This is a genomic window from Citrobacter sp. RHB21-C05 (assembly GCF_013889015.1).
GTDB lineage: Bacteria > Pseudomonadota > Gammaproteobacteria > Enterobacterales > Enterobacteriaceae > Citrobacter_A > Citrobacter_A sedlakii.
In genome coordinates, this window is sequence record NZ_CP057611.1 from 797,481 (window position 1) to 815,842 (window position 18,362).

General features: G+C 52.2%; 16 protein-coding genes. 2 read left to right on the top strand and 14 right to left on the bottom strand.

The features are described 5' to 3' along the window. Positions 1 to 8 precede the first annotated feature (8 nt). The 14 genes from HVX72_RS03815 to HVX72_RS03880 all read right to left on the bottom strand — a co-directional run bounded on the left by HVX72_RS03815 (position 9) and on the right by HVX72_RS03880 (position 15,573). Positions 9 to 2,501, bottom strand: coding sequence for a CS1-pili formation C-terminal domain-containing protein (locus HVX72_RS03815; RefSeq protein WP_042292093.1), 2,493 nt, complete (start codon positions 2,499 to 2,501; stop codon positions 9 to 11). A 57-nt stretch (positions 2,502 to 2,558) separates the two neighbouring features. Further along, the gene (locus HVX72_RS03820; protein WP_181822573.1) at positions 2,559 to 3,236 is read right to left on the bottom strand and encodes a hypothetical protein; all 678 of its coding nucleotides are present in this window, start codon (positions 3,234 to 3,236) and stop codon (positions 2,559 to 2,561) included. Between the two features lie 57 nt (positions 3,237 to 3,293). Further along, positions 3,294 to 3,887 (bottom strand): common pilus major fimbrillin subunit EcpA, encoded by a 594-nt coding sequence (locus HVX72_RS03825; RefSeq protein ID WP_181822574.1) that lies wholly within the window; start codon positions 3,885 to 3,887, stop codon positions 3,294 to 3,296. A gap of 578 nt (positions 3,888 to 4,465) precedes the next feature. Continuing rightward, positions 4,466 to 5,185 (bottom strand): Crp/Fnr family transcriptional regulator, encoded by a 720-nt coding sequence (locus HVX72_RS03830; RefSeq protein ID WP_042292087.1) that lies wholly within the window; start codon positions 5,183 to 5,185, stop codon positions 4,466 to 4,468. Between the two features lie 148 nt (positions 5,186 to 5,333). After that, positions 5,334 to 6,734 (bottom strand): EAL domain-containing protein, encoded by a 1,401-nt coding sequence (locus tag HVX72_RS03835; protein WP_082636772.1) that lies wholly within the window; start codon positions 6,732 to 6,734, stop codon positions 5,334 to 5,336. A 67-nt stretch (positions 6,735 to 6,801) separates the two neighbouring features. After that, on the bottom strand, positions 6,802 to 7,707 hold the full coding sequence (locus HVX72_RS03840; RefSeq protein ID WP_042292364.1) for a fimbrial protein: 906 nt from the start codon (positions 7,705 to 7,707) through the stop codon (positions 6,802 to 6,804). Positions 7,708 to 7,723: 16 nt separating this feature from the next. Continuing rightward, positions 7,724 to 8,224, bottom strand: a complete 501-nt coding sequence (locus HVX72_RS03845; RefSeq protein WP_042292085.1) for a fimbrial protein — start codon at positions 8,222 to 8,224, stop codon at positions 7,724 to 7,726. 12 nt (positions 8,225 to 8,236) lie between these two features. After that, positions 8,237 to 8,764: a fimbrial protein gene (locus tag HVX72_RS03850; protein ID WP_060569460.1), complete on the bottom strand. Its 528-nt coding sequence runs from the start codon at positions 8,762 to 8,764 to the stop codon at positions 8,237 to 8,239. 10 nt (positions 8,765 to 8,774) lie between these two features. Beyond that, entirely contained in the window at positions 8,775 to 11,411 is a 2,637-nt protein-coding gene (locus tag HVX72_RS03855) for a fimbrial biogenesis usher protein (protein WP_181822575.1), read from the bottom strand. Positions 11,412 to 11,485: 74 nt separating this feature from the next. Continuing rightward, positions 11,486 to 12,211 (bottom strand): fimbria/pilus periplasmic chaperone, encoded by a 726-nt coding sequence (locus HVX72_RS03860; protein WP_120714867.1) that lies wholly within the window; start codon positions 12,209 to 12,211, stop codon positions 11,486 to 11,488. Between the two features lie 35 nt (positions 12,212 to 12,246). Then, positions 12,247 to 12,786: a fimbrial protein gene (locus tag HVX72_RS03865; protein WP_181822576.1), complete on the bottom strand. Its 540-nt coding sequence runs from the start codon at positions 12,784 to 12,786 to the stop codon at positions 12,247 to 12,249. A gap of 68 nt (positions 12,787 to 12,854) precedes the next feature. After that, the gene (fimA, locus tag HVX72_RS03870; protein ID WP_042292073.1) at positions 12,855 to 13,403 is read right to left on the bottom strand and encodes a type 1 fimbrial major subunit FimA; all 549 of its coding nucleotides are present in this window, start codon (positions 13,401 to 13,403) and stop codon (positions 12,855 to 12,857) included. Between the two features lie 495 nt (positions 13,404 to 13,898). Beyond that, complete coding sequence (locus HVX72_RS03875; protein WP_042289024.1) at positions 13,899 to 14,495, bottom strand: tyrosine-type DNA invertase; 597 nt, start codon at positions 14,493 to 14,495, stop codon at positions 13,899 to 13,901. Between the two features lie 472 nt (positions 14,496 to 14,967). After that, a complete protein-coding gene (locus HVX72_RS03880) occupies positions 14,968 to 15,573 on the bottom strand; it encodes a tyrosine-type DNA invertase (RefSeq protein WP_042289022.1) in 606 nt (201 codons plus the stop codon). Between the two features lie 1,486 nt (positions 15,574 to 17,059). Here HVX72_RS03880 and HVX72_RS03885 point away from each other — a divergent pair. Both HVX72_RS03885 and HVX72_RS03890 read left to right on the top strand, forming a co-directional pair. Continuing rightward, positions 17,060 to 17,617 (top strand): fimbrial protein, encoded by a 558-nt coding sequence (locus HVX72_RS03885; protein WP_072197076.1) that lies wholly within the window; start codon positions 17,060 to 17,062, stop codon positions 17,615 to 17,617. A gap of 71 nt (positions 17,618 to 17,688) precedes the next feature. Beyond that, positions 17,689 to 18,354 carry a molecular chaperone gene (locus tag HVX72_RS03890; RefSeq protein WP_181822577.1) on the top strand — a complete coding sequence of 222 codons (666 nt, stop codon included), beginning with the start codon at positions 17,689 to 17,691 and terminating at the stop codon, positions 18,352 to 18,354. Positions 18,355 to 18,362 lie beyond the last annotated feature (8 nt).

The window sequence follows — 18,362 nt, forward strand, 5'->3', positions numbered from 1 at the left end:
ATTTAGCCTCACCGTTGTGCCATTGAGGTTTGCGCCGTACATTTCACGTCGCCTACCCATGCCGCGCCGCGCGCTTTGTCCAGATCGAGATCGGCTTCACACAGGCTGCCATTCGCCGAAACAAGAGTGATTACTGGATATTTTTTATCGATATCAATGGCGAATTCACCTTTTGCGTCGGTGCGCGTTTTGCCGATATGGTTATGAATATCGGTATTCGTCGCCAGTTGGCCGTCCGGGTAGCGGATGCGGCCAAATACCGTAACCATGCTTTTTATTTCCGGATTGATCACGCCGACGTTGCCCGGATAAAGCGTCAATTCCTGGGTACGCCCGGAAACAATATCGAAGCTGTCTTCTGAATTTCTGTCATTGAGTATTTCCATTCTGTACTGCGCATAGGGCGGCAGGGCGATGAAGTTTGACTTACCGCTCAGGAGATAATGACGATTGTTAATTTTGGCCGCCAGTTGCCCTTCGCCAGCCAAATCGGTGTTGACGATGATCCCTGCGCGCTGGCGTTCCTGGCTCAGCGCCACGTTTTTCCCGCTCCATGCCACCGACCCCTGTGACGAAAAGTTCATATTCGTCGAATTATCCGCTGCGCGCGTAACGGACAGCATTCCGGAATTGTATTTCGTGGCGTAACTCATATTACCGTTAAGCGAATAATTATTATCGTAATGTTGTTCGCCGCTCAGGCGCGTCGAAGCAGACAGCCCAACTGACCGGATGGCGCCTTCAGTAAACTGTTTGCGCGCGCTGAGGTTCCCCTGGGTGCTGCCGTAGCGGTCCCGCGAAACGCCCATACTTAACCAGGAAGCCAGAGGTAATGAAAAATCCAGGCTGACGTAGCGTTCCTGCCGACCATCATCATTTCTATTGTTGTAGTAATAACGCTGGATCCCGGCGCGGAGCCCTACCGTGGCGTATCGGCCAGAATACAGGGTGGTGCTGTAATCCAGGTTCCGGTACTTGTTGCCAGAATAGCGATTTTCCGTCTGGCTTAGCGTTAACGAACCGCCGTGGGGAATAAATTTTCCGAGATTAAGCGTCCCGCCGACAGAATAGTTATCGCGCTCCTGGACCGGTAGCTGGTCGCCAATTTTACTGTCCTCGCGTGACGCCCACAGCGACCCGTAGCCACCGGGGATCGTCACATTGATATTACTGACGTTTCGCCAGGAAGAATCGTTAGCGACAAGCGTCTGATTGCCGAGGCTAACGTACTCATTCACATTGAGCGTCACATCGGTTTCGTTGACCGCATTGTTGCCAAAACCGTAAACGGTCGTTTTCAGATTTAAGCCAGACAAAATGGCCAGCGTCATTGATGCGGCGCCGCCTGCGATCCAGGTTTGCTCACTCCCTTCATCCCGGTAGTGATTGCGTTTATAACTCACGCGATCGTAATCCAGCGAGCCGCCGAAGAGTTGCCAGTTCAACCCCTGTATTCCGGCGGTTTGCTGTCGGGCGAAGATTTTATTCACCCGGCTGACGCGGCTGTTTACCGTTCGGCCATTCACCACCACCTCGACCGTGACGTCATATACGCCGTAAGGAAAACGGCTGGTGTCGATTTCATAGCTGCCCATATTAAAGTTCTGTACGCTCAGCAGTCGCCCTTCTCTTAATACGTGGACTTCACCTGCCGCGGGCAAAAATACGGTAATTGGGGTTAAGGAGAGGGAATTTTTCTCAATAACCGTACTCCCTTTATTGCCGTAGCTAACGCCGTAAATTTTACCGCCATTTAGCGCGTTCAGGCTGGCTACCGACTGCACGTTCCATGTATCAAGCATACCCAATGCCAGCCGATAGCCCTGGTAGTCGCGTTCGTACATCGCACGGTACAGTTTGCTGGTGTTATTGCTGTCGCCAATCCCATAGAACGAGCCATTAATATTTAAATGGTGCTCACGTAATGAGGCCGTATTATCAATAGTAAGATAGCTTCGCGAGCTGTTGCCGGTTCGATAATCGTTGTAATACGTCCCGACGTTGTAGTTCAGCACGTTCGAAAGCGTCTCGACGCTGGAGGGGCCAAGCAGACTGCTTCGGGCAACGATGGCCTCCGTCAGCGCATCCTTACTGACAATCATTTCCAGATGAAAGGAGGCGATATTCAGCTTCAGGCGTGCATCAGCCGACAGATCGATAACGGTGTTATCGCGAAATTTCACATCGCGAAGGCCTTCCACCATGATGCGGGTTTTTCTTGATAACACGGCGTTGTCGGGTAATTCCGCAATAGCAATTGATTTCACGGTAATGCTGCCATCCGTGAGCGAGATGATCGCATCGGCAATTTTCTGCTGACTTTTTTCGTCAGTCTCATTGTAACGAATATAAACCGGAACGGTCATTCCCTGTTCCAGAGAACGCGAGAAAGCGCCTGGGATAATATACTTACCCACTTTCGTCGGCGCTGAATAAACGATAATCGGTGTCAGCACTATTAAAAGGGTAACGCTTCCCCTGACAAAATATTTCATTGTCATTCGCTTCCTTACATTCCGGTGTAGAGTATTTATCCGTATTAATCCGATTACGGTGTATTATTTGACCGTTATAAATCGCTTGCCGTGCCAGATCCCAATATGTGAACGTGAATGGTTTACGTCGGTATATTGCAGTTTTATTTTTGTTCCCGGCATGACGTAATAACGCTCGCGGCAACCTTTGCCATTCTCGCGTGCCTTGTCTTTACAGGCGCCATACGCGATGACCCGAAAGGAGACATTGCCGGTATTGCTAATAACGTCACCGCTGCGGCTGTAATTAAAATTTTCTTTACGCGGCGCGACGACCAGAATGGTGCCAATCTGTGCGGAAGCGGTAGCTACCGCCATTTTATTGGCTTTGGTTTCAGCATTTTCACTGACCGGCTCGTCAACCCATTGCAGACGATAATAGCGTTCGGTGTCGTCCTCCGGACCTTTATAGAAAAAACGAAACACATCCGTCGCCTGTCCAGGGAGGATAAGATTCGCGGGTGTGGACAGCAGTTCGCCGTTATTCGCTGGTTTAATCTCGACGCCATCCGCAAGGGGCGATGACAATTGTTTTACCGAGACGCTAACAAAGCGGGCGGAATCTGTCGTATTGGTGATCTCTTTCGATAATGAACTCTCCGTGGACGTCATTATCGACGTGATATCACCGACATTAATTGCCCAACCTGAAAAGGGTGCTAAAACACCTGTGAAAATAGCGGCGGTAAAATATTTCTTCATGATAATTGTCCCTGAAAAATTCGGGAGAGTACTCTCCCGAATTCGTTATCATCACGATTAAGGCGTCGTGGTCGGCGTCGTCCAGGTTGCGTTGAACTGAACTTTCACATCACCGCTCCAGTAGCCGTCCGGCAGAGTGGAATAGTCGGTTACCGGGGTGGTGCCGTCGACCGTTGCGGAAGCAATGGTAAATTTGAAATTAGACTGGTCGCTGACGCGCTCAGTGCCATTGTATGCGCCATCCGCCAGCAGGTTTTCCAGGCCAGAGGTTTTAGATTTATTGACCAGAACGGTTTCGCTGGCGCTGGAAAGCGCGGTGCCATTCCACGCAACGCCTACGTCAAGCGTTGACGCATCGCCGCTGGCGTTGGTCAGCGTATTGCTAATAACCTGAGCAGTCAGTTCAAAGTCAGTCGCGGTGTCCTGACCCTGAATGGTAATATCAAACGCGCCGTCCTGGGAATTAAACGCATTTAACCCTTCGGCGTACTGAAAGGTCAGGGAATTAAGCGGGGTAACGACCAGCATACTTTTGGTATCTTTCGTTGCCGTAGCATCCCATGAGGCGGTCGCAGAGGCCGTTACATCAGCCGTCGCATTTGCTGCCGCAAAAACAGAAGCCAGAGAGGCAACCAGTAATATTTTTTTCATTTTTGTCTTCTCCTAAGAACTTATTCTCTGCGGGCGTCTGTTTATAAAATGGAAGCCAGCAGATCCTTTATTTGCGAACAACAATTGCCGCGATAAAAATTATCTTTTGAAATATATGTGTACTCAACAGTCGATAAATTTTATGAATAATAAAAAAGCCAGGAATTTTCCATTCAATAACGGCGATAAAGGGTTTTGTGTAGTATCTTTGTTTGGCAGAGAAGTTTGTATTAGGTTTTTTCTCTAAAAATAACACTGAAATAGATTTTTGGCCTGTTTTGACTTTTTGATTAAAATCAAAAAGTCAGTGAGCGCAACGACCAGGAAATTTCTTATAAAACATAATGATACAGATTTATAACGCAAACGTTTTTAAATGCTTATTTTTTGTTAAAAATATGATAAATTTTATTTAAGATAGGAAAATTCTTATGTTTTTCGGGAGATCTGGAGAATATTCCGATATTTGCGCGTGTTTTTATGTCGCAGGCTGTTACTGATCAAGAGATTTATAAACGTCAGAAACAGTTTGAGGTGGGCAGAAAATAACACTCCGTGTCGTGACGGACGGGAATCCTTTAAAGCAGACTCTTTAACCCCAGATAACTATGTAGCGTGACCGTTCGGACGCGATGCAGACTAATGAGTCCAAGGTGTTCAAGCGCTTTTAATGACCGACTCACTGTTTCTATTTTAAGTTCCAGATAACTGGCGATATCTTCACGGGAATAAGGCAGACGCAGCGTCGTTTCCGGACGGCCAATTCGCAAATGCATTTCATAGAATTCCACCAGAAAGGCGGCAAGTTTCGCGTCGGCATGTTTATTGGCGTAGCGCTGAAGCTTTTCCACCATAAAGCCGCTGTCATGGCTGAGAAATTTAATCACCGACGCCGCAACCGTAGGGTCGTTAGCGGCGGTTTCAAGTAAGCGGGAAAGATTGATATGACATATCTCGGCAGCCGTGGCGGCTTTAAGTGTCGAAAGATAGCGTCCATCGTTTATCGCATCGAGCGCCATGATGTCGCCTGGCAGAAAGAAACGACTGACCACCGCCTTGTTATTCATTTCTACCTGAGCGGTGCAGTACCCCTCATGAATAACAAACAGCGACGCTGCCGGTTTTCCCTGTGAGGCGATGATATCGCCTGGCGCAAATCGTCTTCTCTTGTCGATCAACCCTCGTTCATTGTTACGGTCAATCGCGGTGCCTTTAGGACAGAGGGAACAGTGACGGGGAGGGAAAGGATTGCCGAGCGGCATGATGGAAATTCTACGTTCTCGCTTTTCCGGTTTCACGCAACAACTCCTGAGGCAAAGAGGGGGATTTTATCGCATCACCGCGCCGGGACAAGGGAATCGGCATCACTCCAGGAATTTTCATTGCGGGTCGTGATTATCTCACGCGCAAGGTTCGCCACGGATGAGGCCGCAATGGGCCGACGCCTTATGCGTCGGCTTTATCTTCACACACGTCCCGTTCCTCGCGCTTTCGCAGCATCAACGCCTCCAGTTCCATTCCGTTCACCGGCGGGGAAATAAGGTAGCCCTGAAAACGATCGATACCCAGCGCCTTCAGCATCCTGAACTTTTCGTCGCTGTCCACGCCTTCGGCAACGCAGCGGCTGCCAGTCAGCTTGCAGTAATAATGCAGACTTTTAATCAGCGCCAGCGCGTGGGGATCGTGCTGCATCTCGTTAACAATGCTCATATCCAGTTTGTATTCGTTAAAGCGGATCTGTCTGACCGGAAAAAACACGCTACCCTGCGAATAACAGTCGTCCAGCGCAATACGAAAACCGAGCCGCTGTAATTCTGCAATGTTGGCGGCGGCGTGAGCCTGTAACCGGAAATCGATGGTTTCAGCAAATTCCAGTACCAGCCTGTCGACATGTCGGGGCTGGCGCAACTGTTGACGTGCGGTTTCCAGCATGCGGGGAAGATGGATGTGACCGGCAATCGCTCGCGGTATGTTAATGGAGAAATAAAACGAGCCTGGATAGCGATTGATCTTCTGCACGGCCTCCTGCAGAACAAAGGCGGTGAGCACCAGCCAGGCATAGTCGGCCTGTATCTCTGGCAAAAACGCGCCGGGCTGGAGAATCGTCCCGTCGCGCCGCCAGCGCGAGAGGATCTCCATACCCTGTAGCCGCTGTTCGTCATCCACGATGGGCTGGAAAACCGGAAAAAGATCCCGGCAGTGGATTGCATGCACAAACTCACGCTCAAAAGCAGAGAGATCTTCGCCGTCTATTTTATTCTGCGCGGTCACCGGGTGACCGGGAAAATTCGCCGCCAGCTGCGGGTGATGTTCCGCCATCTTTTTCAGTCCTGAAGTTCTCTGGTTATAAAGGGTTTTTTGGCTCACGCCACGGTGCAGCGCCCGTTCCGCAATGTTGGCGCCGTGCAGTAAATCGAGAATGGTGATCAGTTCCGGTTTGCTGAGGCCGGCGGCGGGTTTATGGCGAATCAACGCCTCCTTTTCCGCCAGCGTCGGCAGGGGCGGATACGCCTGTAAAGCGTGACCGCGAAGCAGCGCCGCAATACAGCGGGCGGGCAGGTCGGACGAGGCGGCGCGCACTTCGGACAGCAACGCGCGGTCGGCGACAAGATGAAGAAGCGTGTGCCACAGCCAACCATTCGGACAGCGGCTGAGGATCAGCATCGGCAACGGCGTGGCGGCCTGATCCAGCAGAAGGGCCGCCTGTTGCAGCGTTGTGAGCAGCCAGAGAGGATCCTCCGGTAAAAACACCACTATCCGGCGTGCCGACGCCAGCGCCGGTAGCGGCGTCATCACCAACGTTTGCGGATGCAGACGCGTCAGATGCCCGCGCTCTGGCGTCATCATTCTCGCCACTCCCTCGGCAGCGAACGCACAGGGCGACAGAACATAATCCTGTCGTAACCCGCCTGCGTTACTGATAAACAAACGTCACCCCAATGATTGACTGTACGTTGCCTGCCGTGACCTGTCCGCTGGTGCGTGCGTAGTTGGCGGTGAGACCGAGACTGACGGCGGAGGTGCTTACCGTACCCAAAGAGACCGTACTGTTGGCGGGCACGATGCTGCCGTTGCGGGTAAGCTGAACGCCCACTCCTTTCGCCGGCGTGGCCGAGGCGGTATTGGTGAAGATCGAGTTTGCGGCATCCGCGGTGGCGCCGGAAAGGTAATACGCCAGATTCTGGCTTTGCGCGCAGTAGACCGTTAGCGGGATTGCTACAGAGCCGGGGTAGTCGGGTAGCGTCACCGTCACGTTGCGGGCCGAAACGTCGCAGCCGCCGGTGGGCACCACCACGTTATTGTTGGCGTAGATGTTCCAGACAAACTGAAAGTCGTCGCTGTTTTTGTCGTTTCGCTGGCGAAGGATCAGCTTTGCGATAAGCGTACCCGCGCTGATCGCCACCCCGCCAGCGGAACTGATGGGCGTCAGGTAGAGAATGGTCGGCCACGGCTGATCGGTTTTCGAATTGTAGATGATCCGCGCGGTTTCGCTGGTGGTCGGGAACGGATAGCTGGTGCCATTATATTTGACGGTACCGGAAAAGCTCGACAAAACGCCGCCGTAGGCGGAACCCTGCTGAAGGGTCACATAGTCGGTCATGCTTTCCGGGTAGTCGTTATGACAAAAAATTTGCGTTGAAAGATCCACCACCAGGTTTTGCCCGACGTTGACGGCAGGCGCGAGATTGACATAGACGTTAGCACTGCCGCCGCCAATGGGGATGGTCGTTCCGTTGGCGGTTTTACAGGCGAAGGACCAGGCGTTGAGCGACCAGCCCAACAGCAGCAGGGTGGTAAGTAGGGCGAACACTTTTTTCATCAACTTTTTCTCCTGCTCAGGCATAGGTATAAGTCACGTTAATCACCGCCTGAATCGTCCCCTGGGTCGCGCCGCCGTTCACCGAGAGCGCTCTAACCTGCAGGGGAAAACGGGCGGACTGCGAGGCGTCATCCACCTGTACTGATTTTGTTGCGCCGGTGTTCAGGGTATTGCCGCTGTCGTCCTGTAATTCGAGCTGGATATTGCTGGCGGTGCCCTGGTTTTTGTAATAGCCGGTGCTGTCAGCCGTACCGCTGAAGCTGGCGACCACGCGCGAGGTGCCAACCGGACAGTTGCTGAGATCGAGCGCCACGCTGTGCCATGCTGAAGACGATCCGGCAGACACCAGACTGAAGGTGTAAAGATCGCCAAGATCGACGGTGGCATTGACGGTAGAGACCGTGCAGGGCTTCGCCACCACCTTGCCGTTTACCGTGATGGTCACGTCGGCGGCGTGCGGCGTTGGGGAGACCGCCAGCAGTACCGTTAACAGCCAGCCGGATTGAAACCATTTCATCAGAGCCTCCGCTTACTGAAATTCGAGAGTAAATGTTGCTGTCGCGTTAACGTGTCCCGGCGTTACCGGCACCTGTGTCGCCATCAGACGGGCGTAAAAATTCAGCGTGTTAGGCTGTCCGGGCGTCAATGTGGTCCACGGAATAGCGGAGGAAGCGGCGTTGAGCGGCAGCGACGTCTGCTGGCCATTGAGGATCTGCACGCCCATTCCCGCCGCCGCTGACGCGCCGCTATCAAGCTTTAACAGGCTGGTGTTGTCGTTATCGGCGACGCCGACAAAGCCCACCTTCACCGCGGTTACTGAACTGCCGCAGGGGGACAGCACAATCCGAAACGGCACCAGCGGCGTCGTCGCGCCGACGCTGCTGAACTGCTTCGCGGCGTTATCCAGCAGGTCGACGGTGAAATCTTTTGATTCCCCCGCCACGGCGCAGGCGTTGTCTCTGACGTAGCCGCTGATGGTGATCGTGCTGTCAGCGGCCCGGGTGTTCGCGGCGACCAGCGAAAGCACCGCGACCAGCAGGTAAAAGCGTTTTTTCATCTTCATGTCCTTAACGGCATACCGCCGTGAGCTGGCTGAGCAACTGTTGCTGGCTTTCGGCGGGGAGACGGTAGTCCGCCGCACAACTGGCGTTCGCGCCGTCGCCCCATTTCACCCGCACGCGCCCCGCAAGCGGCATTCCGCTCAGATAAACCTGGCCGTTATCGGCAACGATGCTGCCGCTCTGGTTGCTTTCCGATGTCACCATTGCGCCAAAGGGAACCGGTTTGCCGTTGTGGATCAACGTCATCAGTAGCTTCATCCCGACATGGGCTTTAAATTCCGCACGGACAATCGCACCGTGTGTCGGCACGACGCTGACCACCGCGTCGTCAAGATCGACATTGTCCGCAAGGGTGTTGGTGTCCAGTGCGACGCGGTTTTCCCGGTATTCCGTGGCGTACGGCAGAACGGCATAACCGCGCCAGTCGGTGCGGACACCCGTCTGGTTTTCCACTTTCGCGCCTTCCGCGCCCGGCGCTTTCACCAGCACCACCGTGTCATTTAGCGGCTGGCTGAACGTCACGCCGTTGGCATGCGCCAGCACGCCGCCGCTCATGCCGTAGTAGAGCTGTTTAATGCCGTCGCTACGGCTATAGCCGACGTTGGCGTTGCCGTAGCCGCCGCGATAGCTCAACGCGGCATAGCCGCTGCCGCCGCTGTTGCCCTCGCCGCCGCCCGCGTAGCCGGTCTGCACGCTGTAGCTCAGGTTGTTGTCTTCCAGTAGCGTGCCGTACAGTCCTGCGAGGTTGGTCATCCGACCGTTAAGATCGTCGGACATGCTGTAGCTGGCGCTGGCGTGGCGCCAGACGGATTTGCTGTCGGATCGCAGCCAGTGACTGAACGGGATGTTGACGTTGATGGCCAGCATCTGATCGCGTCCGTCCTGCCAGGCGTTTTTGGTCAGGCTGTAGCTCAGTGTCCAGTTGATGTCGTTAATGGCGGCGTTCAGTCCGGCCTGAAACTGTTCGTCGGCGCTGTCGTTGCCCCAGTAAGTCTGATGGCTGCCGCTCAGATAGAGCGTGGCGGTGCGGCTTAACTGTTGAGTGACACTGACCTGCACCTTGCCGCGCTTGTTATAGGCAAGGTTGTAGTAATCGGTGAACGTGGGCTTCACCCGAATCACGCCATCCTGGGTCTGCACGTCATAGCCGCTCATCCGCTTGTAGGTGGTGTCGGCAAAGCTGTAATACCCTTGCGTGGAATAGCGATAGCCCACCAACTGAATGTTGGTGCCGACATCGGTGAGCGACTTGTTATAGAGAAAACGGACCGACTGACCCTGATGTTTACTGTCATCGGGCAGGGTGGAATTGGCTTGTGTCACGTCAACCGACAGCGCGCCCAACTCTCCCATGTTTTTACCGACCCCGAGATTGAAGGCGCGATAGCGATCCGCCAGTTGGGTGCCGCCATACAGCGTCCAGCCAGCCGGAAGCCCGTGCAGCAGGGTGCTCTGAAAGAATTTAGGTTCTTCCTGCTGATCGTTACCGCTACGGTATTCCCCGGCGGTGAGGGCAAAACGGGTATGGCCTTCACGTTGCAGCACCGGAACCGACGAATAGGGCACGGTGAAATTCTGGCTGCTGCCATCGGCTTCTTTGATCGTGACCTGCAGATCGCCGCCGTTGCCTGCCGCGTAGAGATCGTTAATGGTGAACGGACCCGGCGGCACCGTGCTGTGGTAGATCTCATAACCGTTTTGTTTGACGGATACCTGCGCCGTCCCGCGGGCAATACCGTGGATCACCGGGGCAAACCCTTTTTGGCTGTCCGGCAGCATGTTGTCGTCAGAGGCCAACTGCGCGCCACGGAAGTTAATCCCGTCGAAAATATCGCCGTTGGTGTAGCTGTCGCCAAGCGTCAGTCGTGAACGTAAAGGCGTGATATCCCGCTCCAGCCAGGTGTTGACGTGCTGCCACCTGTTTTCATTACTGGATGCACTTCCGCCGCTGCTGTAGCTCCAGGTGGTGTTATCACGCAAACGCCAGGCGCCAAGATTCAGCCCGCTCTGCAAGTTCAGATACGCGTAATGACTGCTGCCGCCAACATCGTTTTCGACATTATTACCCGTAAAGTTGTAGTTCAGCAGCCCGGCGGTGATGCCGTTATCCCACATTTCCGGCGGGATATAACCGCGCGCCTGGCTTCCCATAAAGGCCTGAGGGATGGTCAGGTACAGCCGCTGTTGCCCCACGTCTAAACGGGCAGTGGCGTCTTTAATCATCCCGGTTAACGGCACGCAGGCGTCAGCCGCCAGCGTGTTGATGTCACTGACGGCTGCGGCGTTCAACCCCATACTGACAAGCTGGCCGCGCGTCAGGCATGGCGCTAACCCATGACCATTTTCGCTGGCATTGAAGGTGACATCGCGGGTGGTCATATACCCATTGTTAAGGTAAATATCCACGCGATACGTGCCCGGCGGCAGTTCCTGCCCCTTTTCGAAGCCGGAAAGATCCGCCACGGCCGCAGGGTCGTCCGCCAGAAAACGCGGGTTAAAATAAAGCTCCGCTTGCGCGGAAAATGAGTGCGAGGCAAGCAAAAGGGCAAAGGGGAGCAGCGCCTGTGCGCCAGCCAAACGCGTGGCGTCATACCGCCTACGCCGGGACCCCAAACGTTCGAGTCCAAATTTCAGATATGACATAGTCCCTCCGGTCCGAAATCGCCCGGCTGTCAGTTCTTTTTTTGTTCAGGGGATCTCGCTGGTTTCCCCGTTCGTTATTGCATTGCGCCTGTCATACGCGGCGTCAGCGCGCCATAATCATTTATGGTCTTGTAAGTAATCTCGCGACCTGCATCGGCCGGTAATTTCACCTGGGCTTCGCCCATCGGCGGGACCAGCGCGTTTTCCAGTACCCTGGTGCCGGCATTGAGTTCGGTGACCGTCAGGTAATAAGGCGTCGGGTTAATCAGCGTCAGCGTGCCCGGCGCGCGGCGAAATCGCAGCTTTGCTGGCGCCTCATCCGGCGACATCGCCAGTTTGGCTGGACGGTAATAGAGCTTGATGCGGCTAATGATCGCCAGTTGCAGGGTGTTCTCGCTGAGCTTCGACTTGTCCATCGACGGAATCGCTTTTACGTTCATCCAGAACAGGCTTTCCCGGTCTTGCGGCAACTGATTATTGGTCGCGTCAAGAATGCGTAAGGTGTTCTCTTTCTTTCCCTGCATGGCAAACAGCGGCGGCGTGACCACAAAGCGTCCGTCCTTCGCGCCGTCGGCGTTTTCCACCCACGACTGGATCAGATACGTGCTGCTGTCGTCATTGTTGGTGACGGCGAGCTGAACCTGTTTCTGGCCCGCCGGATAAATCACCCGGGTCGCGCCCAGCGCCACGCCTGCGTCAGCCTGAGAAGACACGCCCAGGGTGGCGACCAGCAGTAACCCGGCCAGCAGGCCGCGCGTCATAGCCCATGTTTTGTTCATGTTTACCCTTGTTATACTCACCGTCGTTTCCTGTATTCCGTTTCTCTGCGGGTTAATTACTGGTAGGTCAAAGAGAACCAGGCCTGGGCATTCGCGGCCCCCCCGGTTACCTGGCGTCCGGTTGAACGATACTTCGCGATGAAATGCAGCGTCGTTGGCCCGGAATAAAGTCGTGTCCAGCTCAGCGGCGGACTGTTAAGCGGCACCAGACTGCCGTCTTTATCGAATAACGCGATGCCGATCCCGGTCGCGATCCCGGGTCCTTCACCCACGGAGAGCACGTCGGGATTTTTACCATCGGCTACGCCATGAAACGCCACGCCGACACGTTGGCTTACCGAAGTGCTGCAATCCTGAAGATGAATATCAAAAGGCACCGGGTCCGTATCTTCACCTGGCGTATGAAACCGATTACTGCTGATTTGTCCCATCTGTACCGTCATCTGCCTGTCGCCTGCCTCGACGCGGCAGGATTCGGCGATAATGACCCCCTGAAAACGTAAGTTCCCGCCGGGTAACGTCACATTCCATTTGTTCCCGGCCAGCGCGCAAACGGGAAACAGAAGGATCAGCAGACCTGATTTCATCCATTGCATCGTTATCACCTCAGTCCTGTTGCGGATAACGGGCCGTCCTGGCCCTGAATGCGTCCCTGTCAGAGGGATTATTCGTACTGAACTTTGAAGGTTGCGTCGGCGTTTGCGATACCGGCAGTCGCAGCGCCTGTCGCGTAGTAACGCGCCTGGAACGGGATGTTGGTCGGGCCGTCATTCAGGGCTGTCGCCGCGCTAAAGGTTGCGCCGTCCAGCGCCAGCGGGGTGCCCTGGCTGTCGAGGATCTGCACGCCTACGTTGGTTGCGCTACCGGCTGCGGAGTTTTGCAGCGCCAGTACGGTGGTGTTGGTGGCGTCAACCGCTGCGCCAGAGAACGCAACAGACGCTTTGGTGGCGACGCTGGTATCACAATCAACCAACTGAATGTTGAAGCCCACTGCGGAACTGGTGCTCCCCGCCGTCGCCAGTTTTGCTGAACGCACCTGGCCCAGACGAACGGTTTGATCGACAGATCCGGCATCAACGGCGCAGGCTGCGTTAACGACTTCCCCTTTAAAATGTACTGTACCGCCGTTCACCGTGGTGGTATCGGCCAGAGCCGCCGCGGAGGTCAGGGACAGTGCTGACATAGCAACGATTGCCAGTGTTTTAATTTTCATGTTGTTTTCCTTTAAACAAAATCGATGTAACGAACCGAAATGGGCAGTCGTTGTGCCTTCCAGGCATTCCCTATTTCAGCCGAATGGTGCGACTGCCGGTTCTGCACAGTTTTCACCCAATTTATGAGACAATTGGGGCCATTTTGACTCATCGGGATAAATGGCTTTTGGATGGTTTTTTTGTGGTGTTTTTTAATTTTTTGTATTGGTGTTTAATGTTTTTTAAGTGTAAAAAACTGATATTTTAATTTGTTCAGCAAGCGCGAGCAGGAAAGACGTGAGAAGACAAATCGGTGAGAAGCCATCCGTCGGAGAAGAATGTTGTGAAAAAAGACTTAATATAATGATTGGTTAATCAATGAGATAACATGTAATTTGAGATAAATCTTAACTTGTTAGTTGCAATGCTTAACTAAATTTTTTTATGATATAAACAGTTTGGCCCCAATTGACCTGTTCGGTCTACGGTTTTCTTTTCCTTTTCAATGATTTAGCTTATTTCTTTTTCCCTTGTGAAATTTCGTCTATCAGATTGTTTCTCTCCCATAATCCGGCAAAACGCGCGGCATTACTGGCGGTATAACGCACGGTATGGCGAATATTGCGATGGCCGAGATAGTCCTGAATAAGTCGCGTGTCCGTCCCCCTTTCGGCAAGTTCATAACCGCAGGCGTGGCGGAGCATATGGGGATGGGTATGGGTGACGGTACCGGCATCAATTCCGGCCGCGCGAATGATGCGATACGCCTGCTGACGCGACAGTGGCGTACCCCGGCGGGAAATAAACACCGCGTCGGTGCGGCCTGCCCCACGCCAGTTCGCGCGCTGTTGGCTCCAGCGTTCGACGGCTTCGCGTTCATCAAAGCGCAGCGGGTGAATGGTTGAAAAACCATTCTTCAGCCGTCGGATATTAATACGCCCCTCATGAAGATCGAGGTCGCGGTAATGCAGGTCGAGGAGTTCACTGATCCGCATCCCGTGACGGAATGCCAGCAGAATAAGGCAATAATCCCGTTCTCCGGTCGGACCGTGACGAGCGGCCTGCATCATCGCCTGAACTTCTTTGCCGGTAAGATAACGACGTCGATTCACAATACATTACTCCTGAATGGGTTTCTGCTAATGAACACCTGTAAAAAACCATGACGATTAACAAATAATCGACGATGTTAAAGGCGTATTATATGCGGGGAAATAATCACAAAATGGTGATTACATTACTTTTACACATGAGGAAATCATTGCCACATGATAAATCTTATTTTTATTTATTTTAAGGATTACCACAACCGAACCCGATGCCGTTAATGTCAGGTGGTTAAAAATAAAAGGAAAATAGTTCGCGTTGCCGATATTTTCAGCGAAAGAAGATAAGCTGAATGGTTTAACCTTGGGATTAATAAAAATCTGATATCCAGAGTGATTACAAGGATATAATAAGTATCGCAATTATTAATTACATGAACATGCCTGAACGATAATCATAATTAACATAGGGTTAATGTTGATTAAACTTCGGTAAGCAGAAGGTTATTTTTTAACACCATCCATGGCGTTAGCTTTATCAGAGTGAAAGGGCGTTACGTTGTTTAAGTTTTGTGTCGTCCCAGATACCATAAAAACGCCCGGCGTTGCTGGCGGTGTACCAGACGGTGTGGCGGATGTTACGGTGGCCGAGGTAGTCCTGGATCAGGCGGGTGTCGATTCCCATATTGGCTAAGGCGAAGCCGCAGGAGTGGCGAAGCATATGCGGATGGATTTCCAGCGGCAGTCCGGCGTTATCGCCAGATGCGGAAATGATTTGATAAAATTGCTGGCGAGAAAGCGGGTTTCCTTTTCGTGATAAAAATAACCATTCGCTGTCGGAGTGCGGATACGTTCCGCGAATATCCAGCCAGTTTTTCAGCGCCTGGATTTCTTCACCTAATAAAGGATGGGTGGTAGAGAAACCCTTTTTCAGTCGATGGATATAAATACACTTTGATTTGATATCAATGTCTGAAATTTGCAGACGGCAGATTTCGCTGGCACGAAACCCGTGGATAAAACACAGTAGTGTCAGGCAGTAATTGCGGGCAGCGTGAGGTCCGGTATTGGCTGCTTTGAGAAGCGACTCTATTTCATTCTGAGTCAGGAAGTTCCTTTTTTTGTTATCGGCGCTGTTTTTCATTAGGTTCCCTTTTTTTTGCAGGCATGCAACTGTTCTGCTCATCACCATCAATCCAATGGCTCTTCCGGTTTTACTCGTTATTTATAGGCACTTTGTCGGGGGTAAAAATCGCCTGGCCCCTGCTGCGCTGAACCGGATAGTTAAAACGGCGGTTGTTCGTTAGGTCATGACGTATTGCCATTCCCTGGAGAAAGCCTCCTCGGACATCTCGCGGTGTAGTGATGTTTAAGACTGAAAAAAAACGGTTTTCCGGGTGGTTTCCACGTCCTGTTCATTCTTACTCCTCTGGATGATGAACTCAGAAGCCCCTGTGGTTGATATAAACACACCAACCGCGCCAAATGTATTGGCCTTTAATCGGCATACGCAACGACCACGTTTTTCGTGGGCGGAGATCCCGACAACCAGGCAAATAGGGTGCAAGTGACTTCAGTGAATACGAAGAACATTATGGCAGCCTGGCTAGCATTCACTGCAATACTACAACAATGATTAAACCATACTGCAAAAAACAGCCTGAGAATAGTCATAATAAGCACAAGCGGGGGTATTGGCGCAAAAATCATATTTTATCATGACCAGGATGATTCCCGCTTAACGCTAAAAAGTTACCGGATAAACGTGTATTCTTCACCGTCGACAGGGATAAGTTACCCACCATTTCTTGCAGGTTATTTAATCAGGATGTTTGTAATGGCCTATTTTCATTCAAAAAAGTTGTTGGCGTGCGTAACGATTCACCAGGCTGCTTTGTTTGGGGGAATTTTGCGCAGTGGGTATATTTACCCTAACGCAAAGCGCCAGCACAATATAGGTTGTCAGGTTGAAGAAATACTTTGCAACAAAAAGGCACCAGGCGAGTAAATAATAACGCAGGCAACTAATATCGTAGTGAAACTGACTTTACCGGGCACGATCTGACCGCAACATCGCGAGCGTCATATCGGGTGATACATTGCTCTGCTACACCTCTTTATCAGTACTTACTGGAACGCTACCCGCAGGTTAAGGCTGTCATGCCCTGGGCGAACGCAATACAGATAATGCGTATTAGGATTAATCCTAATTTTGAGTATGGCATTACGTTATTGCGCAATTTTTCAGCATGAAGATGATCAGATATAGGGCTATTTGTTGCAACTATGTTTACTTATGCTGAAGGTATTGTTCTTACTGATACAGCAAGAAAAAATATTAACAAAAATATTAATGCTGACTTTTATTTTTCCTTAGCTTGCTAAATTTTATTTTATTGCGTTTTGTATCAAGGCAAAATAATATTTATTTAATCTTAAGTGGGGCTTACCACTGTCTCTATATTAGCGGCAATGTTAATGCATTGTCAGGCTACTGCAATACCTTATACCTCGTATTATCACGAACGGATTGTGAATATTATTAGCAGGACAACGCGAAGGGAGGAATACCGGATATTTAGTGTTCGGTGAAAGTAAACATTAATTATATGTGACAAAAGAGCAAGATAATGAAAAAGACTATTCAAGCAACTGCCGTGTTGGTCAGTATATTCCTCTCTGGCGCAGCCAGCGCCGCAGGAAGTGTACCGACTTTTAAGGGAGCCGGTGGCAATGTTGAATTTACCGGTGAGATTGTTGACAGCTCGTGCAATGTCACCTCGACCTCAAAAAATCTGCATGTCGATCTGGGCCATTGGGCGAAAAGCTATTTCACCAGCGTGGGTGATGAGACGACAAAAAAACCGTTCAGCATCAATGTGGATAATTGCCCGGCATCCGTAACCTCGGTGGCGGTATTATTTGACGGGCAAAAAGATAAAACGGATCCCACGCTGTTGGAAGTGGCCGCCGGTTCTGCAGGAGGCACTGCGGCAACCGGCGTTGCGATAAAACTGTATAACGCCAGTAATGCATCGCAAATTCAGTTGGGTCAGTTATCGGAAGCCGTGGCGCCGGTCAGTGCAAAAGCTCAGCTGGATTTCCTGGCGGATTATCGGGCCACCACGACCACGGTGACCGCCGGTCCCGCAAACGCGACGGCGACGTTTTTGATGGTCTACAACTGATTCCCGTTTGGGCAGGCGTAATGCCTGCCCGGTCAGCGTTCCTGTTCTCTTTTTCCTGATGGTTATTCGCAATGAAACACATTCTTGCCGCTCTGTCGGCATCTTTATTACTGCTTAGCATAACGGCTCAGGCTGGCATCGTGATGGGAGGAACCCGCGTAATTTATCAGGAAGGGAAGCGGGAGGCGTCGATGACGGTAACCAATGCCGATACGCAAACACCGTATCTGGTGCAATCCTTTGTCGATAATGTCGCTGAGGGCGACCCGCGTCCGGTGCCGTTTGTGGTAACGCCGCCGCTGTTTCGGCTTGAGCCTGAGCAGCAGAACGTGCTGCGTATTACTTTTACCGGCGGCGAACTGCCTGCCGATCGGGAATCCGTCTTCTGGTTGAGTATCAAAAGCATTGCGCCGTCGCAAAAAGATGACGTCAATAAGTTGCAGATTAACGTCAAATCCCGTTTCAAACTCTTTTATCGCCCTGCCGGGCTGAAAGGAGAGGCTAACCAGGCCTGGCAAACGTTGACGTTTAGCCAGAACGGAAACCAGTTAGCGGCCACGAATCCCACGCCGTATTACGTCTCTTTTTTCTCTCTGTCGGTGGGCGGGTACGACATTTCTCAGCCGGGAATGATGGCGCCTTTCAGTACCCGGACGTGGAACGTTAACAACCACGGAACGGTGAAATGGCGTGCGATCAACGATTTTGGCGGCGTGACCGACTATGCGCAGCAGTGACGCTAACA